The sequence below is a fragment of the uncultured Imperialibacter sp. genome, from assembly GCF_963974565.1.
Lineage (GTDB): Bacteria > Bacteroidota > Bacteroidia > Cytophagales > Cyclobacteriaceae > Imperialibacter > Imperialibacter roseus.
On record NZ_CAXBCJ010000003.1, the window covers coordinates 313,384 to 328,396 of the forward strand.

Genomic DNA, 15,013 nt, shown 5'->3' on the forward strand with positions numbered 1-15,013 from the left:
CAGTCATGAAGAGAATTATATACACTTTCATCATTCTTTTGGCAGGGTTGAATGTTTCGGCCCAAACGCCCGATCAGATTTTCAAGGCAGCAGGAAGCCCGCCCAACCCTAAGGTGCAGGTAAGCTGGAACAGGTACTACACCTCAGAAGGGCTGTGGGCTATCGCCAAAAAGTTGTCGGAGGCACATCCTAACCTTGTGAAGGTGGAAACCATCGGCAAAACCTATGAGGGGCGTGACATGATTGCCCTGACCATCACAGATTTTTCCAAAGGCAACGTGGATCGCAAGCCTGGGATGTATGTAGATGGAAACATCCACTCCAATGAAATTCAGGGTGGCGAATTTGCCATGTATACAGCCTGGTACCTGGCTGAAAGTTGGTATTACAACGATTTCATCAAAGACCTGCTGGCCGATAAGGTTTTCTATATAGTGCCTACTATTAACCCTGACGCCAGGAACGACTATATGAAAGGCGTTAACACAGCCAATACCCCACGGTCTGGCATGATGCCGATCGATGATGACAGAGACGGCCTGGTAGACGAAGATGGCTACGACGACCTGAACGGCGACGGCGAAGTGACCATGATGCGCCGCAAAAACCCTAATGGACGCTACATCATTGACCCCACTGATCCACGCCAAATGATTGAGGTTGAGGCAGGGGAGTCCGGTGAATACGAAATGCTGGGCTACGAAGGCAAGGACAACGATGGCGACGGTGAAGTGAATGAAGACAGGGTAGGCGGCTACTATGACCCCAACCGTGACTGGGGCTGGAACTGGCAGCCGGAGTACATCCAGAGAGGGGCGCACAAGTACCCGTTTTCTGTACCGGAAAATAGGAACGTGATGGAGTTTGTGATGAAGCACCCCAATATTGGAGGCGCCCAAAGTTTTCACAACTCAGGCGGTATGATTCTTAGGGGCCCTGGTGCTGAAGAAGACAGAGGGACTTACAACTCGACTGATGACAAGGTGTACGACGCCATTGGTGAGCTGGGGGAAAGCATTATGCCTGGCTATACTTATATGGTAGTTTGGAAGGACTTGTACACAGCTTTTGGCGGTGAGCTCGACTGGTTCCATGGCTGCCGTGGTATTTTCACTTTCACCAATGAGCTGTACCATCCTTACTTTATGTTTGGCAAAGACTACAAAGGGGGGAGAAGAGGAGACGAAGTGCAGAAGGACATGTATAAGTTTGAGAAGAACTTGCTGATGACTGATGCCTTCGTGGATTGGAAGGAATTTGACCATCCCGAGCTTGGCAAGATCGAGATAGGGGGCTTTAGAAAGAACTTTGGGAGAGACAATCCAGGCTTTCTGTTGGAAAATGACGCACATAGAAACATGGCGTTCCTGATCTTCCATGCTTACCACACGCCCAAGTTGGTGATAGAAAAAGTAGAAGAAAAAGACCTTGGCGGCGGACTGAAGCAGGTAACAGCCACCATTGCTAACAAAAGGCTGATCCCTACACACTCCAGTCACGATACCAAGAACAAAATCATTCGCCCAGACTACATTTCCCTCGAAGGGGCTAATGTGGTGGCTGGCATGGTCGTGACCGACGTGGATATGAACAAGACCACCGAGCAGAAGGTAGCTCCTGCCAAAATCGCTGTAGAAAACATACCGGGCATGGAAGCGGTAACCGTTCGCTGGATAGTGAGCGGCTCTGGCAAGTACACCGTGAAAGTGGATAGCGAGAAGGGTGGAGTGGTGACTAAATAATTGACGGTAATAAGATTGTGATACAAAAGGTCGCCCAGTGCGGCCTTTTTCCTGTTTTCAGCTTTGCAACACCCAGCAATTTTTCTGTACAATTCTACAAAGTTCGGCTTGCTGATCATCCATTTTCAGGAGCTTGGATTTGGTATGCCTGGAATCAGGTAGGGTATAAGTGATCTGGTAGATATTGTGGGTGAGTTCTGCTGCTTTTTTTACCGAGAGCGTCGACTTGTCCATGTATAGGATCCGCTCTAGTTCTTTATAGATGCAATAAGCAGTAAATGAAATACAGATGTGTGCTTCAATTCGGCGTCTTAACCGGTGATAGATGGGGCGTATCCTTAGATCGGTTTTTGACATCCGGAATGCTTTCTCGATATGCCAAAGGTTGTTGTAATTTTCTATCACCTGCAGATTGGACAACTTGGTATTGGTGATATAGCCTTTTAAACCGTCCCAGACTTGATCAGCTCTAAACTTTTCATAATCAATTTTTACCGTGAGTTCTCCTTCTAATTTGAGATACTTGTTATACCCCCGGTTGTTGATGTGGGATTTGGTGAGTTTACCCCGGTTGATTTGTTTTTCTAGCCGGTCAAGACCTCTTTGACGGTTGTGCCCGTCCTTACGAGCTCTTTTCTGAGAATAGGCAACAATAAGTATGGCATCATTCTTTCTTGATATCCGAATGACTTTACCGTCTTTCCATTCCTGTTCCTGTATGCGTTGTCTGATCTGCTCGGATTCATTTTTGATCCTTGCTCCAAGGATATATTGATACCCTTCTGCCTGCAACGCTTTGAGGTTATCATTTGACAATAAGCCCGCATCGGCTATCACGACTGGTTTGCCCAGTTCAAACCGGGCGGTGATCTTCTCCAGAAAAGGGATCAGGGTATGTCCTTCATAAGTATCTCCTTCAAAAATGTCATACCCGACTGCATAACCTTCCAGACCCACCAGCAAGCCCAGATAGATCTGTGGGTTTTGATGCTTTCCATCCTTTGAAAACCCCGTTTTGCGCAGATCATCCTCATCACTGGCTTCAAAATAAAGCGTTGTCATATCGTAAAAGACAACCGTCAAATTACCCTTCAATATCTTGCGGGTATGGGCAAAAGCTATTTGCTCAACTTCTTCCTTTAGCTGGTCATTGAGCTTATCCAGAAACCGATAGATAGCATCTACACCCAGGTCAACCCCCTGGTAGCGATAAAGATATTCTGCTGTCTTGAGTTTACTGAGTGGAAAAGCCAGGCGGGCAATGACCAAATGACGGAATAAGCCTTGATGTATGCTATTAAAGCCGATATGATCGTAAAGCCTGCCAAAGATCAACTCGGGGCCTACCGTTCTGATACTTGCATTGGCAAGGCTTTCCATTGCCTGTTCAAAGAGGGTATCTTGTTCTGATATGAAAATCTTTGACTGGGCTGAGAGCCGTTCCATCTCCTGCCTGCCCAGGTACCACAGCTTTTGTACCTGTTGCTCGGTATGGCCGCTACCAATAGTCTTGACTACCTGATATTTGCCTTGGGTCTTAGAGATGATTTGTACCGAAATACTACCCGAACGATTCTTCAACTTCCGCAAAAACATCACTAAAGTTAAGCGTGCAACACCCAAAATCATCACAAAAACCCCCAATTCTCAACGTATAGGCAGTTTCAATTTAGAGGTGCGGAAAACAGGTGAATAAGACCACCGAGCAGAAGGTAGCTCCTGCCAAAATCGCTGTAGAAAACATACCGGGCATGGAAGCGGTAACCGTTCGCTGGATAGTGAGCGGCTCTGGCAAGTACACGGTGAAAGTGGACAGCGAAAAGGGTGGGGTGGTGACTAAATAGTTGACTGTAATAAGATTTTGATACAAAGAAGGTCGCCTAGTGCGGCCTTTTTTTGTTTCACCCGGTCGGAAAAGATAAATCTGGCATTGGAGTTGCTATGTCTTTTTCATTTTTAAAATTCAATATGAAAAGACTAGCGTTTATTTTTTTAGTAGCAGTTTCATGCAAAACTGCTCATGTATCACTTCAGCAAGACTTCGCCACTAGCGCAGAGTCGTATGAGGTTCAGGGTAAAAATGGCTGGCAGGTCAACCAGGTCATTAAATTTGGCCCTTACGAAACAAGCAAGATTGACCGCAGCATGACCTTTAGTTATCATGTTCCCTTCCTTGTTGACTTTTCCGGCGGCAAGGAAAGCCTTGCTTTTAACATAGTGAACAAAGAGGCTGGCGCTGGGGTAAACTTTCTGGGAGACAGCCGCCTGAAGGATAACCACCTTTCCCTGGCCAAAGGGTATTTTCAGATTCCTCTGAAGCAAAAGGATGTCTTTGCAGGCGCCATCTATTTTTCCCAGCCAGGGCTTCAGCGCTTCGACTTTCTTTTGCTCAACCCAAACAACCAGCAACTGACCGCCAAGTGTCAGGGAGTAGTTTTGGGTGAAAAAGGCGATGAGTACTTTACCATAAAAGGAATAACCAAACTGCAAGGGTCAAAAATCCCGCAAACACAGGTGTTTGGCTATGAATTCCTCCAGGGCGACAAGGTGGTAGGGGCCGTCGAAACCCTCAACAAAGGAAGGGTGTGGTTCGACACGTCGTTAAGTGAAAGAGACAGGCTATTGTTATCGAGCCTGGCAACCGGACTGCTTGTGAGAAACAACTTGCAGGAAGAAGTAGAGAACCTATAAAAGGACTTGAACAAGATCGAAAGCCCTTCAGCCGATATGGCATGAAGGGCTTTCTATTTTTGGCTATTTCCTCACTTCAATATACCTCACTTCCCTCACCGGCGTGTTGTCCTCTGTCATGCCTTCCACTACAATCCGGTAAACTGTAGGTGAGTCAGCGGCATAAAAGGAAAACCCGGCTTTACCTGTTTCACTATCGGTGGTGAGTGCAGGGTTCCAGTAAATGGTCGAGCGGGTGTCGGGCTCACTATGGCTTTCCTTTCGCTGAGAATAATTGGGTGCTCTGAATTCCTGTGCCGGGGTGTAACCTTTTATCGTGTAAAGGCTGAAGCCGTCTTTATTGAAAATGGTGGGCTTTTCATTCTGCTTTCTTTCCCCCCCAAGGTTAGTTTCTACCATAATAACTCCGTCAAACCCAGCCATACCAAAGACTCCGGCGTTGTAGGTGTAGACCGTGATGCTTTTAATATCAGCGGGATTGAGCCGGTCTAAATAATCAACTCCGGTATTGCCTGGCTCCGGAGGTGCCTGTTCCTGAAATCGCTGACCATCGATAATGACCAACGGTGTAGGATAATAGTTTCCTCTGGCTGTTCCATAGTTTTTCCGATACATGCCATTTCTATTAAAACCAGGCATGCCTCTTTCAATAATAGACATCACTCCCTGCCCGGAAGATTTTTGAATGTCTTCCTGTGTAAAAGTTTTATCGCCAGGGCCAAAGCCATAGTTCCTTTCCGACAGAGGTTCAATCTTGGAGCTTTCCACCACCACTTCATTGAGCAATGTATAGTCGACATCGGTCGGGAGAGAAAAGATGGGCTGCGGCAACTCCTGTTCTTTAACAGTCAGGTTGAGGTTGGTAAGCTGTGCTTTTACTTCTGGTACAGCTTGCTTTGCCAGCACCACCGATCCGTGTGGTCTGCCTTTTTCATTGATCGCAGCCATCGCAATGGCTGAGCTATCGTTGAACTGTAAACCACTTGCCCAAAACTTGCCAGTCGAGTCGGCTGCTACCACCCCATAGTCTTCGTATTCGCCTTGCACGATGGTAATATTGGCGGCTTCGGGTTCTCCTTTTTTGTTGAGAAACTGCCCACTCACGCTGATGCCATATTCGATTTGATGTTGCGGTTGGGTAAAGTAGGGGGTAGGCTTTCCGTTGAGCACCCAGTTATAGGCGTGCTGTAGTGTTGGGCTTGTTGGAACCGAGGCTACCCGAAGTGTGTCAGTAATCGACACAGTCAGATTGGACGTAATGGCCCCTCCGTCTGTATCCATTACGGTCAAAGACACTTGCACTTTGTCGCGGGGTCGGTAACGGTCTTTGTCAGTGTTGATCGAGATCAGTAAATCAGGATCGGTCGTCTTGTCGCCGAGCACCGTTGTATTTACTACCGTCTCGTAAAGGTTAATTATTGGCAATGGCTGGTAAGTGATGTCGCTCGAAGGGAAGTTCTGCATCCACCGTGTGTAGGCCCTTAGGTTGTAATCGCCGGCTTGTATATATGACGGAAGAGCTAGTTGTCCGGTGACTTTACCGTTTTCAATCGGAAATGCCTCTGTTTTTACAATCTGGCGGAATGGGTTGATCACATCAACATAAAGTACCCGGCTCAGGGTGTCGGCCATCAGAGCGTTCTGGTACAGCATTTGGCCACTGAACCAAATGGTTTCGCCAGGGTAATAGTACGGCTTGTCCGTAATCAGATGGGGCTTCTCACGAAGGCTATTCTGCTTGTATTGCTGTTGGGCGATCATGATTTCCTCAGTCGAGCTGAATGCCGACACCGTGTCGCCCGGGGTGTAATTGTGAGGGAGCAAATGAGCTACCCTGGCCCTGGCCATATGGCCCGAAATGACAATATCGGATGGGTCCAGGGGCACGCCTTTGCTCGTCACTTCCGTGGAGCCCCCCTTAAGGGTAATCCAGCTAATGGGATGGTAAACGTCGTGATAATAGGTGTTTGGCCACGACATGCCGGTGTAGTGCACCTCCAAACGTTTGGAAGAAACGATCTTGAATTCGCCAATTTGCTGTCCTGGCCTGATGGCCCTGTCCAAAGAGAAAGGCTCAATGGAATTGCCTTTTTCGTAGTCGAAACTATTGGTTCGGATATAGGTAAGCGCAAAACTTTTTGATTGATAAATATCAAAATGTTGTGCGCTGAGGTCGTTTCTTATCATCGACTTGAAGAGATGCCGCAATGAAGACTGATAGGCTTTTTGCCTGTTTTCCATCCATTTTTTTGACAAGTCTTCAAAGAGAGTGTCCATTTCAACAAACTGTACCGGGCCTTGATACAAAGTGCCATTCCGGGTTTGGCTAAACACATTCAAATGATAAATCAGCTTGTAACCCAGGGCCAGGTTTTCAATTTCCAAAGGCTGGTTGAAGGTGGCGGAAAAATAGCGCATCCCATTGCTGGTTTTTCCTTCTTCGAAGTCAATGGCCCAGGGGTTAAGGATTTTGGTTTTATTTACCAGTGGGTCGTATCTGCTGCCGATAAATACTTCTTCAAACCTTTCCAGTTGTTTTTCCCACTTTCTATCCCTTCTCGAAGTAAGCTCTACCTCGTCGAGCTGTTTTTCCTGAGGAGTCAGGGAGAAGTCCTTCTGTAGTGGCTCTCCTTCTTTGAGGTCAATCGATACCGACTTGGTAATATAGCCAACGAAGGAAGCAGCCAAAGTCATTTTTCCCGGGCTGACTCCTTTCAAGACGTACTTGCCGTCGGCGTCGGTCACTGTGCCAATAGTAGTGTTGTCGACAAATACATTCGCAAAGGGGAGGGGGCTTCCGGTGGCACTGTCAATCACCACGCCCGTGATACTTTGAGCTGGTGAAGTAAGAAAACTCACCATTAAATATAAAGCCAGAATCAAATCTTTTATCCGGTGCAAAGTAGGTGTTATTAAGTTCTGTTCTCCCGCTAAATAAAAAGAATGAATATAAGTGAATGAAAATTAGTTAACAAGGGCAACAATCCGAAATGAATTACATCATTACCCCATCTTCACAAACAGGCTGAAATAATCCTCCAACCTTTCAAGAGTTACTTCCACCTTATCATCTTTCAACTCCACTTTGCAAGCTCCCTGAGACCTCATGACTTCAAATTTTTTCAATGTCTTTCCATCTGCGTCAAGCAAAATTTTAACAGCATTTACAGGCACTAGCCGTCTTACAGGTCGACCCTGGCCGGACGTGGTGTTCACCAGCGTGACAATGTACTCACCTTCAGCCCTTGCTGACTGCGTGAGCCCTAAATGGACGCTTTCCGGCGCATTGGTGGAGATTGGGATGGTTTCTCCAGCCAGGTATTGGAGGCTCCTGAGAAGGAGGTTGCTCATGTCGGGGTGCCCCATGGCGTGGGTAACCTGGTCTGGTTGGTTAGCAAAATAGATCACCTTTCCTTTTTGATAGTCATGCTCCAGAACAGTGGGGAGTTCTTTTGCCCACTCATTGGTCCAGGCCTTTTCCGGGGGCTGGTTGTGCACCAAAGGGGTATATGTGCAAATTTTCTTAGCACTTGGATTCGCCTCGCACAAAAGGGTAAACCCAGCATTGATAAGCAGTTCAGTCCTGGCGCTATCGGGACTTACAATTGGGTGACTGGGGTCGTTAATGTATTGATAGCAGTCTTTTCTTGTGTTCACTTTTTCCCCGGTAAAGTGGCATCCAAAAATGTCAGCCAGACCAAAGTCTTTTTTTGGTAATCCATCCTCGCTGTAAAGACTGGTTTCGTACGTAGCCAGAAGCTTTCCGCCTCCGGCTACAAAGTTTTGAAGGAGTGCTACTTCATTTTCGGAAAGACATTTGACGTCGGGCATGATAATGGCCTTGTACTTTTTCAGTCGGTCAGTGCTTATCTGGTCGTCCGGAATAAAATGATAGGGGATGTGATTTTCTGCCAGCACCCTTTCTATTCCCTTGATGGCGTCATCGAAGCTGTTTCCTTCTGGTGGCTTATTTCTGTAAAATAGCCTTGTGGGCCTGGAGTAGTAAATCCCCACATTGGCCACAGGCACATGATGGGCGAGCAAGTGTTCATATTTTTTTATGAAGCTGTAAGTATCCTGGTGGTTATAAGCATTCCTTCTGTCGTGCGTGGCGCCTGGGTATTGGCCGGTGAAACTACAGTTCCAAAACCTGCCCCCGGCTGACAATCCCTCCCAAAGCCAGATTTTCAGGTCCTGTGGCGGATCCATCACATAGCGGTGGGCAGTGCCGTTGCCACCGTATAGAATCACAGCCTCTTTTTCCGGTGCCATTGATTTAAGGAACCTGACGATGGTATTGGCATAGTTCAGGTCTTCGTAATGAATGTGCTCCGAATTTTCCGTGAGAAAAGCCACGCTCACAAGGTAATCAAAATGCTCCCTGGCGTTGTAGAGGTCAATCCCGGAGTCGACCTTCCCGCCCGACTCAAACATGCTGAAAACTTCAGCCGAATAGGCCTTTTCTTTTCCAAAAGCCTTTACCGTTTCTTTCATTCGTCGCATGTGTTGGTCGGCCACCTCTGATTTCCAAACCATATATTGTTTCAAATCTTCGTCTGAGGCAGTAGCATAAACCGGCAGATCGGCTCCTGTCTTTGCTTTGTATGATGCTTTGCAGCGGGAGCAGTGGCAGATACCACCTACACCAATACTATTGTGCCAAATGCCGTCAATATCATATTCCCCGACGATGTATTTGATGAACTGTTCAGCATGCTCATTCCGGTGGTAGCTGGTGTAGCAGGAGGCGTAAAGCTGAGGCCGTGTGTAGCCCAGCTGAATCGGCTTGCCAGTATCGTCGTAGCTGAACCAGTCAGGAAATTGTCTGAATATTTTTTCTTCCACGCCACGGAAGTCGACACGACCTATCACTTTAATCCCTGCTTTATGGCAGGCGTTGGTAATGTCTCTCAGGATGTCGTTCTTCCCCATGAACTGGTTGATATTGGCGGCGGGCAGTGGGTTCTGGAAGAAATCGACGATGCCACCGGCGTTGACCACCAGCGTATTGCAGTCGGTCTTGAGCATGTAGTCCACCACCGCTTGTGCATTGTAGTTGACAGCGTCAGGCTCCCTCAGCACGGTTTGCAGCATCCGAAGAGGCCTTTGGTACCACATGGGCTCATCGGCCAGTTGACTTTGTGATGTAATGGGTTTTGGAGAGGCATAGCCAACAAGAGGAGTGAGGGCTACGCCTCCGGTTATAATAGCCCCCTGCTGGAGGAAATTTCTTCGGTTGATGTTTTTGTGCAGCATGGTGTTGTGTCTGTTTGCTTGAGTATAGTGAGCAAATATTTGTTCAAGATCAAGCGAAATGGGACGGCAGGTGGCTGGTAATTGATAGTTTGTGAGAAGCTGCCATCAAGCGTTTGTATTACTGCGTCAAAACGTCAAAACAATTCGGGTCGGCAGCGCACAGCGAACTTTTAATGCGCTATATTTGTACCCTTATTTGCAAAATATGAATTCCGGGGCCGACTGGTTTTGACAGTAAGGACGGATTTTGTGCTTGCGTGCCGGGTGATGAGTGTACATCCGTGAGCAATTCACTCAAACAACAATTGGCGAATCTAATTACGCCATGGCTGCTTAATCTTAACTTAACGTTGAGGTAAAGGCTTAAAGGGTTGAGTCCGCCAGCTGGCGGATTCCCCAGCCACATCCACCAGTGCCTCGTTCTTCCGGTGCTGATTTTGGGTGTCGACATGGTTGAACTAGTGGGTGCGAGGCTACTAAGCACCTGCGAAATTAAGTGGCTAAGCTGTGCGTTGGTATGTTGCCTACCGGCAAGCAGTCGAAAATTCAATCGGTAACTATGCATGTAGACGGTACATTTTTCCCTTATCTGGACGAGGGTTCGACTCCCTCCGGCTCCACTCCGAGACCCGCTTATGGCGGGTCTCTTCGTTCCGACGGAGGGGCTCACGCCGCAGGCTGGCCCCTCGCTAAAAGGCTCCACCGGAGCCTTTCTTAACGCTCAGTCCTCTCCGGCTCCACTCCGGGGAGCTGATGGATGGAAAGCGGCAGTGCGCCTGACAGTGGCGGCGTTTACGGGCCTTATCGGCTTGTCCCGGCCTCTCTTATCTCGGTCGGCATATGGGCTAAAATGCATTCTCGAGAGTCTTTGGAGCTTTGCAAAAGTTTAATACATCGTTCTGTGAAATCTGAAATCTTGAAGTGTCGAGACACCACTGGGTGCAGCCCTTTATTGTTAAATATAGAAATAACGGACTCATATTCTCCGTTCATTACGATTTTGTCTAAAAGTTCAATGCGTGCCTTATACCACTTGTTGACATCCACTCTTTCAGTAAATTTTTTGAAATTACTCTCTACCTCTTCAAGTCTATTACCTCTTGAGACGTGTGAATCCTTAAAATAGTAATTTATCTTGGTGCTGATATAGTGAGCAGTTTGAGTTTCTTTTAGCTTATTAAACTCTGCTATAATATCATGCTTTATGTTTTGAACTAAATCTTTGTCAACTAATAGCTGAGCAGCCATCAACTTCAAAAACTTCTCGTCTAGGAACAAGTTTTCAACCTCAGCGACTTTGAGTGAAAAGACCTTATCGCTAACCAACTTGACTAACCGTGTTTGATCATGATGATCCGAATCTATGATGCCAAAAGCTCGAGTATTCACGTTTCGCAAGCTGTTAAAAGCCTTTGTATGATTGATCACTTCAAAGCAAGACCCAACAGGCATTACAGTAAATTCAGGTAAAATTATCGACAACACTTTTTCATCAATGCTACCCTTTTGGCCTTCACAGAATAGTATATTTTTTCTACTACCAAGCAGTTCAAATAGAAGAGTTTCTGGAATTTCATTTTCAGGAATATCTTCTATTTCCCATCTATCAGGATGACTAAACGACTTTATCCATATTTTTTTTGCTGTGGATCTGCTCGTGGCAAAATCAAGATCGTGCGTTAAATAGATGAAAAGGCAATCCTGCCGCTCTGCTTCAAGCGTATCCCAAAGTTTTTTTAATATAGTCTTATGGAGATACATCTCCGGCTCATCTATGACGATAAACCCATTGGCTGGTGCCTGCAAAACTTGGGCAATGAGATACAGCATAACCTTTTCTCCATCGCTCATTTGAACGGCAGGGTAATCTTTGCCCTCTTGAGGCTTGGCGGTTATGTTCATTCCGTCAGCACAGTCAATAATTCTGTGTTCAATTAAAGTATTCCAAATAGTAAATGTCTTGTCAAGATTGGTCGGGGTTGGTTCCATGATAGCACCACCCTCCTCTGACAATTCGAATGCTCTTTTCCTGTAAGCAGTGGCAGCTGATATATTATCAGCCAATAGATTTTTTAATAAAATTGCAAACTCATTTTGTAAGTGGCCAAATTCACCATGGTGCTTGTTGGTTTTATCACGTGCTTGTGAGTCTCTTAGCTCATTTGCGGTATAAGTGGGATTCGATATGGAATCGAAATTGGGTACCAAAAGAATTCTTTGTGCTGAAATAACCACCCCATTGTCTCCGAGGTAGGTTTTAAATAAGTTTGACAAAGTAGTTTTACCGCTGCCATTTGCACCGATAGCTACTATGTGACCACTCAGATACCCAATTTTTTCAAAGAAGGCTAGGTTGAAATTTAATTGTTGAAGTTGAAAAGATATCTGCGCACTAGCTTGTTGAATTAACTTCTTAGCATCATTTTTCCAGTCGTCATCTTGTTGGCGAACGAAACTTGAATCAGGTTGTCCCCTGAATCGAAGCGCACCTTGGATGGAGCTAATATTGGAATGAAACTGGTTGACGTGGTTTATTTTTAGATGCCCGATCGTAAATTTTTCCTCAACAATGCCTGACGCAAATATAGCCTCATCTAAAACCTGAAGCGCTGCTTCGGAGCACCCAACTTCGAAAGCAACCTCTCGCTCGAGATTTAGATCTCTTTTTGCACTGGCAAAAAAATCAATGAAAGGCTTCAGTTCTTCTTTCATAGGTGTATTTGAGTCGCTTGTTATAATTGATTTGACAACATGAACCGCTTGCGATATCCTTTGAATATTTTAAATCAATCTAAAGCATTTCTATGTATCAGAAAAGTGTATTTAAGTGCTATGTGATTTTCTCCAATGGTTTTCGCTCAATTACGTTCTGCTAATAGCTGTATGTCTCGCAAATCTTGCGATTTAATTTTGAGAGGCATTGCTCAAGGCTTTAAAAAGCCTTGTTTTTCTAAACGGTAAAAGTCACATTTCTGTCAGAACAATTGGTCAATTAAGATGCAGAACATGCGGACGGTTATATTCTAAGCTTCATCACAGGCGTAATAAGAGCGACGCTGTTAGTGCAATTTGTTAATTCAGCCAATATTTAAGTGGCTCTAATTGTGGATAACTTTTCTCTCCTCTCTCCATATTAACTTCCCTTTCATTTCATTTAATTTCCGATTCAGAATAAATTGCCTGCTCGATAAGGAGCGCCCCATGGAAAGCTTTGTAGTATCAGCAAGAAAATATCGCCCCCTTGGTTTTGATGAGGTAGTAGGTCAGGAGCACATCACCACCACCCTCAAAAACGCCATTGACCAGAACCATCTGGCCCAGGCATTGCTGTTTTGTGGTCCCAGGGGTGTTGGCAAAACTACCTGCGCCCGCATCGTCGCCCGGATGATCAATGGTTTCGACAACGCCAATCCATTAGCCACCGGCAACAACCTGAACATTTATGAGTTGGATGCTGCGTCCAATAACTCGGTGGATGACATCAGGAACCTGATCGATCAGGTGCGGTACCCACCCCAGCAGGGCAACTACAAAGTATATATCATTGATGAGGTGCACATGCTCTCCACCCAGGCCTTCAATGCGTTTTTGAAGACCCTGGAGGAGCCGCCGTCCTATGCCATTTTCATTTTGGCGACAACGGAAAAGCACAAAGTGATCCCCACCATCCTGTCTCGTTGTCAGATTTACGATTTCAACCGGATCGAGATTTCGGACATCACCACTCAGCTGCAGAAAATTGCGACGAATGAAGGCATTGAAGCTGAAGAGGAGGCCCTGCACCTGATCTCACAGAAGGCCGACGGGGCGCTGAGAGATGCGCTTTCTATTTTCGACCTGATTGTTACCTTTTCATCTGGTAACAAAATCACCTATCAGGACACTATCAAGAACCTCCACATTCTTGACTACGACTACTATTTTAAAGTGGTAGATTTCTTTCTGGAAGAAAACCTGTCAGGCGTGCTGCTCATTTTTGATGAAATCATCAGAAGCGGCTTCGATGGGCACAACTTTATCAATGGGCTCAGCGAGCACCTTCGCAATTTGATGGTTTGCAAAGACAAGGAAACGATTTCTCTCTTGCAGGTGGCCCAAAGCATCAAAACAAAATATAGCGACCAATCTTCGAAAACCTCTCTTTCTTTCCTTCTCTCAGGGCTGAACATTTTGAGCCAGTGCGACATACAATATAAGGCCAGCAAAAACCAACGCCTTCACGTGGAGTTGGCGCTTATGAAGCTCGCTCATTTGAATGCAGCTTTTTCTCTCGCCAGCTTGCCCGCCCCAGAAAACGGGGCAAAAAAAAAAGTGAGCTAACAGCTGAAAAGCCCATCGAAACCAATGGTGTAATAGGAACAGCTGCGCCTCGTCCGGTTGTAACCACCTACAGGAGCGGCACGGAGAAAAAAGAAACGCCGAGTATTTTTCCCGTCAAGGCGGAAAAGAAGGAAGTAGTGCAGGAAGCAAAGCAGGATGACACCCGGGAGGCTGAGGCCGTTAGTCAGCTTCCTTCGTCGGATTACACGCAAAACCAACTCGCCGAAGCCTGGCAGAAATTTGCGGAGCAGAAATCAGCGGGCAAAATTTCCGACTCGTTGAAGATGATTTTCAAGAAGCCATTGCTGAAGAGAGAGGAGTCGGTGGTTGAGATAGAGCTGTCTACGGACATTGAACGTAAATTTTTGAAAGTAGAGGAAACTGAGCTGGTTCAGTTTTTGAGAAAGGAGCTTTCTAACCCAACCGTCACACTGCGGATATCTATCAAAGAGGCAGAATTAAAACAGAGACTCTATACCGACAAGGAGAAGTTCAACTACCTGGCCGAGAAGCAGCCCTTGCTGCTTAAACTGAAAGAAAAGCTTTATTTAGACACAGATTTTTAAGCCTCTGTGGCGGCCAGCTCCATCAGGGCTTTTTCGCTCAAGGGCTTGGAAATAAACTGGTGAACAAACCTGTTGTTCAAAAACTGGTTAATGTCCCGCTTGTTGTTGGAGCTTGACAATACGACCACTTTAACTTTTTCGTGTAGCTGAGGAGGAAAGTTTTCATACTCATAAAGGAACACGAAGCCATCCACAATAGGCATGTTGATATCAAGGAAAATGATGTCGGGGATCTTATCGAGGTCGTTTTGGTTTTGATGCAGGTATTCAAGCGCACTTTTTCCCGTATTTTTTATCAGTATGTTTTCGGAAAAATTCACATGCTCCATTATCTTCTTACTGAGAAAATTGTCGGTGTCGTTGTCATCTACAAGCATGACAAGGCTCACTTTCGGGGTATTATTTAGTTCAAGTTCTTCCACGTAATAAAAGCTCTAG

10 protein-coding genes and 1 other RNA gene are annotated in these 15,013 nt (G+C 46.1%); 6 read left to right on the forward strand and 5 right to left on the reverse strand.

From position 1 onward, the window contains the following. Nucleotides 1–5 precede the first annotated feature (5 nt). Complete coding sequence (locus AAC052_RS06335; protein ID WP_339811798.1) at nt 6–1,742, forward strand: M14 family metallopeptidase; 1,737 nt, start codon at nt 6–8, stop codon at nt 1,740–1,742. A 57-nt stretch (nt 1,743–1,799) separates the two neighbouring features. On the opposite strand, the gene AAC052_RS06340 is transcribed toward AAC052_RS06335, so the two are convergent. Beyond that, a complete protein-coding gene (locus AAC052_RS06340; RefSeq protein ID WP_339811799.1) occupies nt 1,800–3,332 on the reverse strand; it encodes an IS1634 family transposase in 1,533 nt (510 codons plus the stop codon). 98 nt (nt 3,333–3,430) lie between these two features. Here AAC052_RS06340 and AAC052_RS06345 point away from each other — a divergent pair, with 98 nt between their 5' ends. Then, the gene (locus AAC052_RS06345; protein WP_339811801.1) at nt 3,431–3,586 is read left to right on the forward strand and encodes a hypothetical protein; all 156 of its coding nucleotides are present in this window, start codon (nt 3,431–3,433) and stop codon (nt 3,584–3,586) included. Between the two features lie 124 nt (nt 3,587–3,710). Next, complete coding sequence (locus AAC052_RS06350) at nt 3,711–4,433, forward strand: hypothetical protein (protein WP_339811803.1); 723 nt, start codon at nt 3,711–3,713, stop codon at nt 4,431–4,433. Nucleotides 4,434–4,496: 63 nt separating this feature from the next. Here the strand turns inward: AAC052_RS06350 and AAC052_RS06355 are convergent, their stop codons facing one another. Together AAC052_RS06355 and AAC052_RS06360 are read right to left on the reverse strand one after the other, a co-directional pair. Next, a complete protein-coding gene (locus tag AAC052_RS06355; protein ID WP_339811806.1) occupies nt 4,497–7,295 on the reverse strand; it encodes a carboxypeptidase-like regulatory domain-containing protein in 2,799 nt (932 codons plus the stop codon). A 141-nt stretch (nt 7,296–7,436) separates the two neighbouring features. Next, complete coding sequence (locus tag AAC052_RS06360; protein WP_339811809.1) at nt 7,437–9,689, reverse strand: alpha-amylase family protein; 2,253 nt, start codon at nt 9,687–9,689, stop codon at nt 7,437–7,439. Nucleotides 9,690–9,903: 214 nt separating this feature from the next. Here AAC052_RS06360 and ssrA point away from each other — a divergent pair. Next, nucleotides 9,904–10,312: a transfer-messenger RNA gene (gene ssrA / locus AAC052_RS06365) on the forward strand. A gap of 178 nt (nt 10,313–10,490) precedes the next feature. Here ssrA and AAC052_RS06370 read toward each other — a convergent pair. After that, a complete protein-coding gene (locus AAC052_RS06370; protein WP_339811810.1) occupies nt 10,491–12,401 on the reverse strand; it encodes an AAA family ATPase in 1,911 nt (636 codons plus the stop codon). Between the two features lie 489 nt (nt 12,402–12,890). Between AAC052_RS06370 and dnaX the strand changes: the two genes are divergently transcribed. Both dnaX and AAC052_RS06380 read left to right on the forward strand, forming a co-directional pair. Then, nucleotides 12,891–14,009 carry a DNA polymerase III subunit gamma/tau gene (gene dnaX / locus AAC052_RS06375; protein WP_339811811.1) on the forward strand — a complete coding sequence of 373 codons (1,119 nt, stop codon included), beginning with the start codon at nt 12,891–12,893 and terminating at the stop codon, nt 14,007–14,009. A 137-nt stretch (nt 14,010–14,146) separates the two neighbouring features. Further along, nucleotides 14,147–14,575 carry a hypothetical protein gene (locus AAC052_RS06380; protein ID WP_339811813.1) on the forward strand — a complete coding sequence of 143 codons (429 nt, stop codon included), beginning with the start codon at nt 14,147–14,149 and terminating at the stop codon, nt 14,573–14,575. Here the strand turns inward: AAC052_RS06380 and AAC052_RS06385 are convergent. Next, a complete protein-coding gene (locus AAC052_RS06385; protein ID WP_317488385.1) occupies nt 14,572–14,997 on the reverse strand; it encodes a response regulator in 426 nt (141 codons plus the stop codon). The genes AAC052_RS06380 and AAC052_RS06385 overlap by 4 nt on opposite strands. Between the last annotated feature and the right edge of the window lie 16 nt (nt 14,998–15,013).

Excerpts from the sequence above, each read along its gene's own strand:
- AAC052_RS06350 (WP_339811803.1), top strand. The coding sequence starts at position 3,711 with ATGAAAAGACTAGCGTTTATTTTTTTAGTAGCAGTTTCATGCAAAACT.
- AAC052_RS06370 (WP_339811810.1), bottom strand. The coding sequence starts at position 12,401 with ATGAAAGAAGAACTGAAGCCTTTCATTGATTTTTTTGCCAGTGCAAAA.
- dnaX (WP_339811811.1), top strand. The coding sequence starts at position 12,891 with ATGGAAAGCTTTGTAGTATCAGCAAGAAAATATCGCCCCCTTGGTTTT.
- AAC052_RS06355 (WP_339811806.1), bottom strand. The coding sequence starts at position 7,295 with ATGGTGAGTTTTCTTACTTCACCAGCTCAAAGTATCACGGGCGTGGTG.
- AAC052_RS06335 (WP_339811798.1), top strand. The coding sequence starts at position 6 with ATGAAGAGAATTATATACACTTTCATCATTCTTTTGGCAGGGTTGAAT.
- AAC052_RS06360 (WP_339811809.1), bottom strand. The coding sequence starts at position 9,689 with ATGCTGCACAAAAACATCAACCGAAGAAATTTCCTCCAGCAGGGGGCT.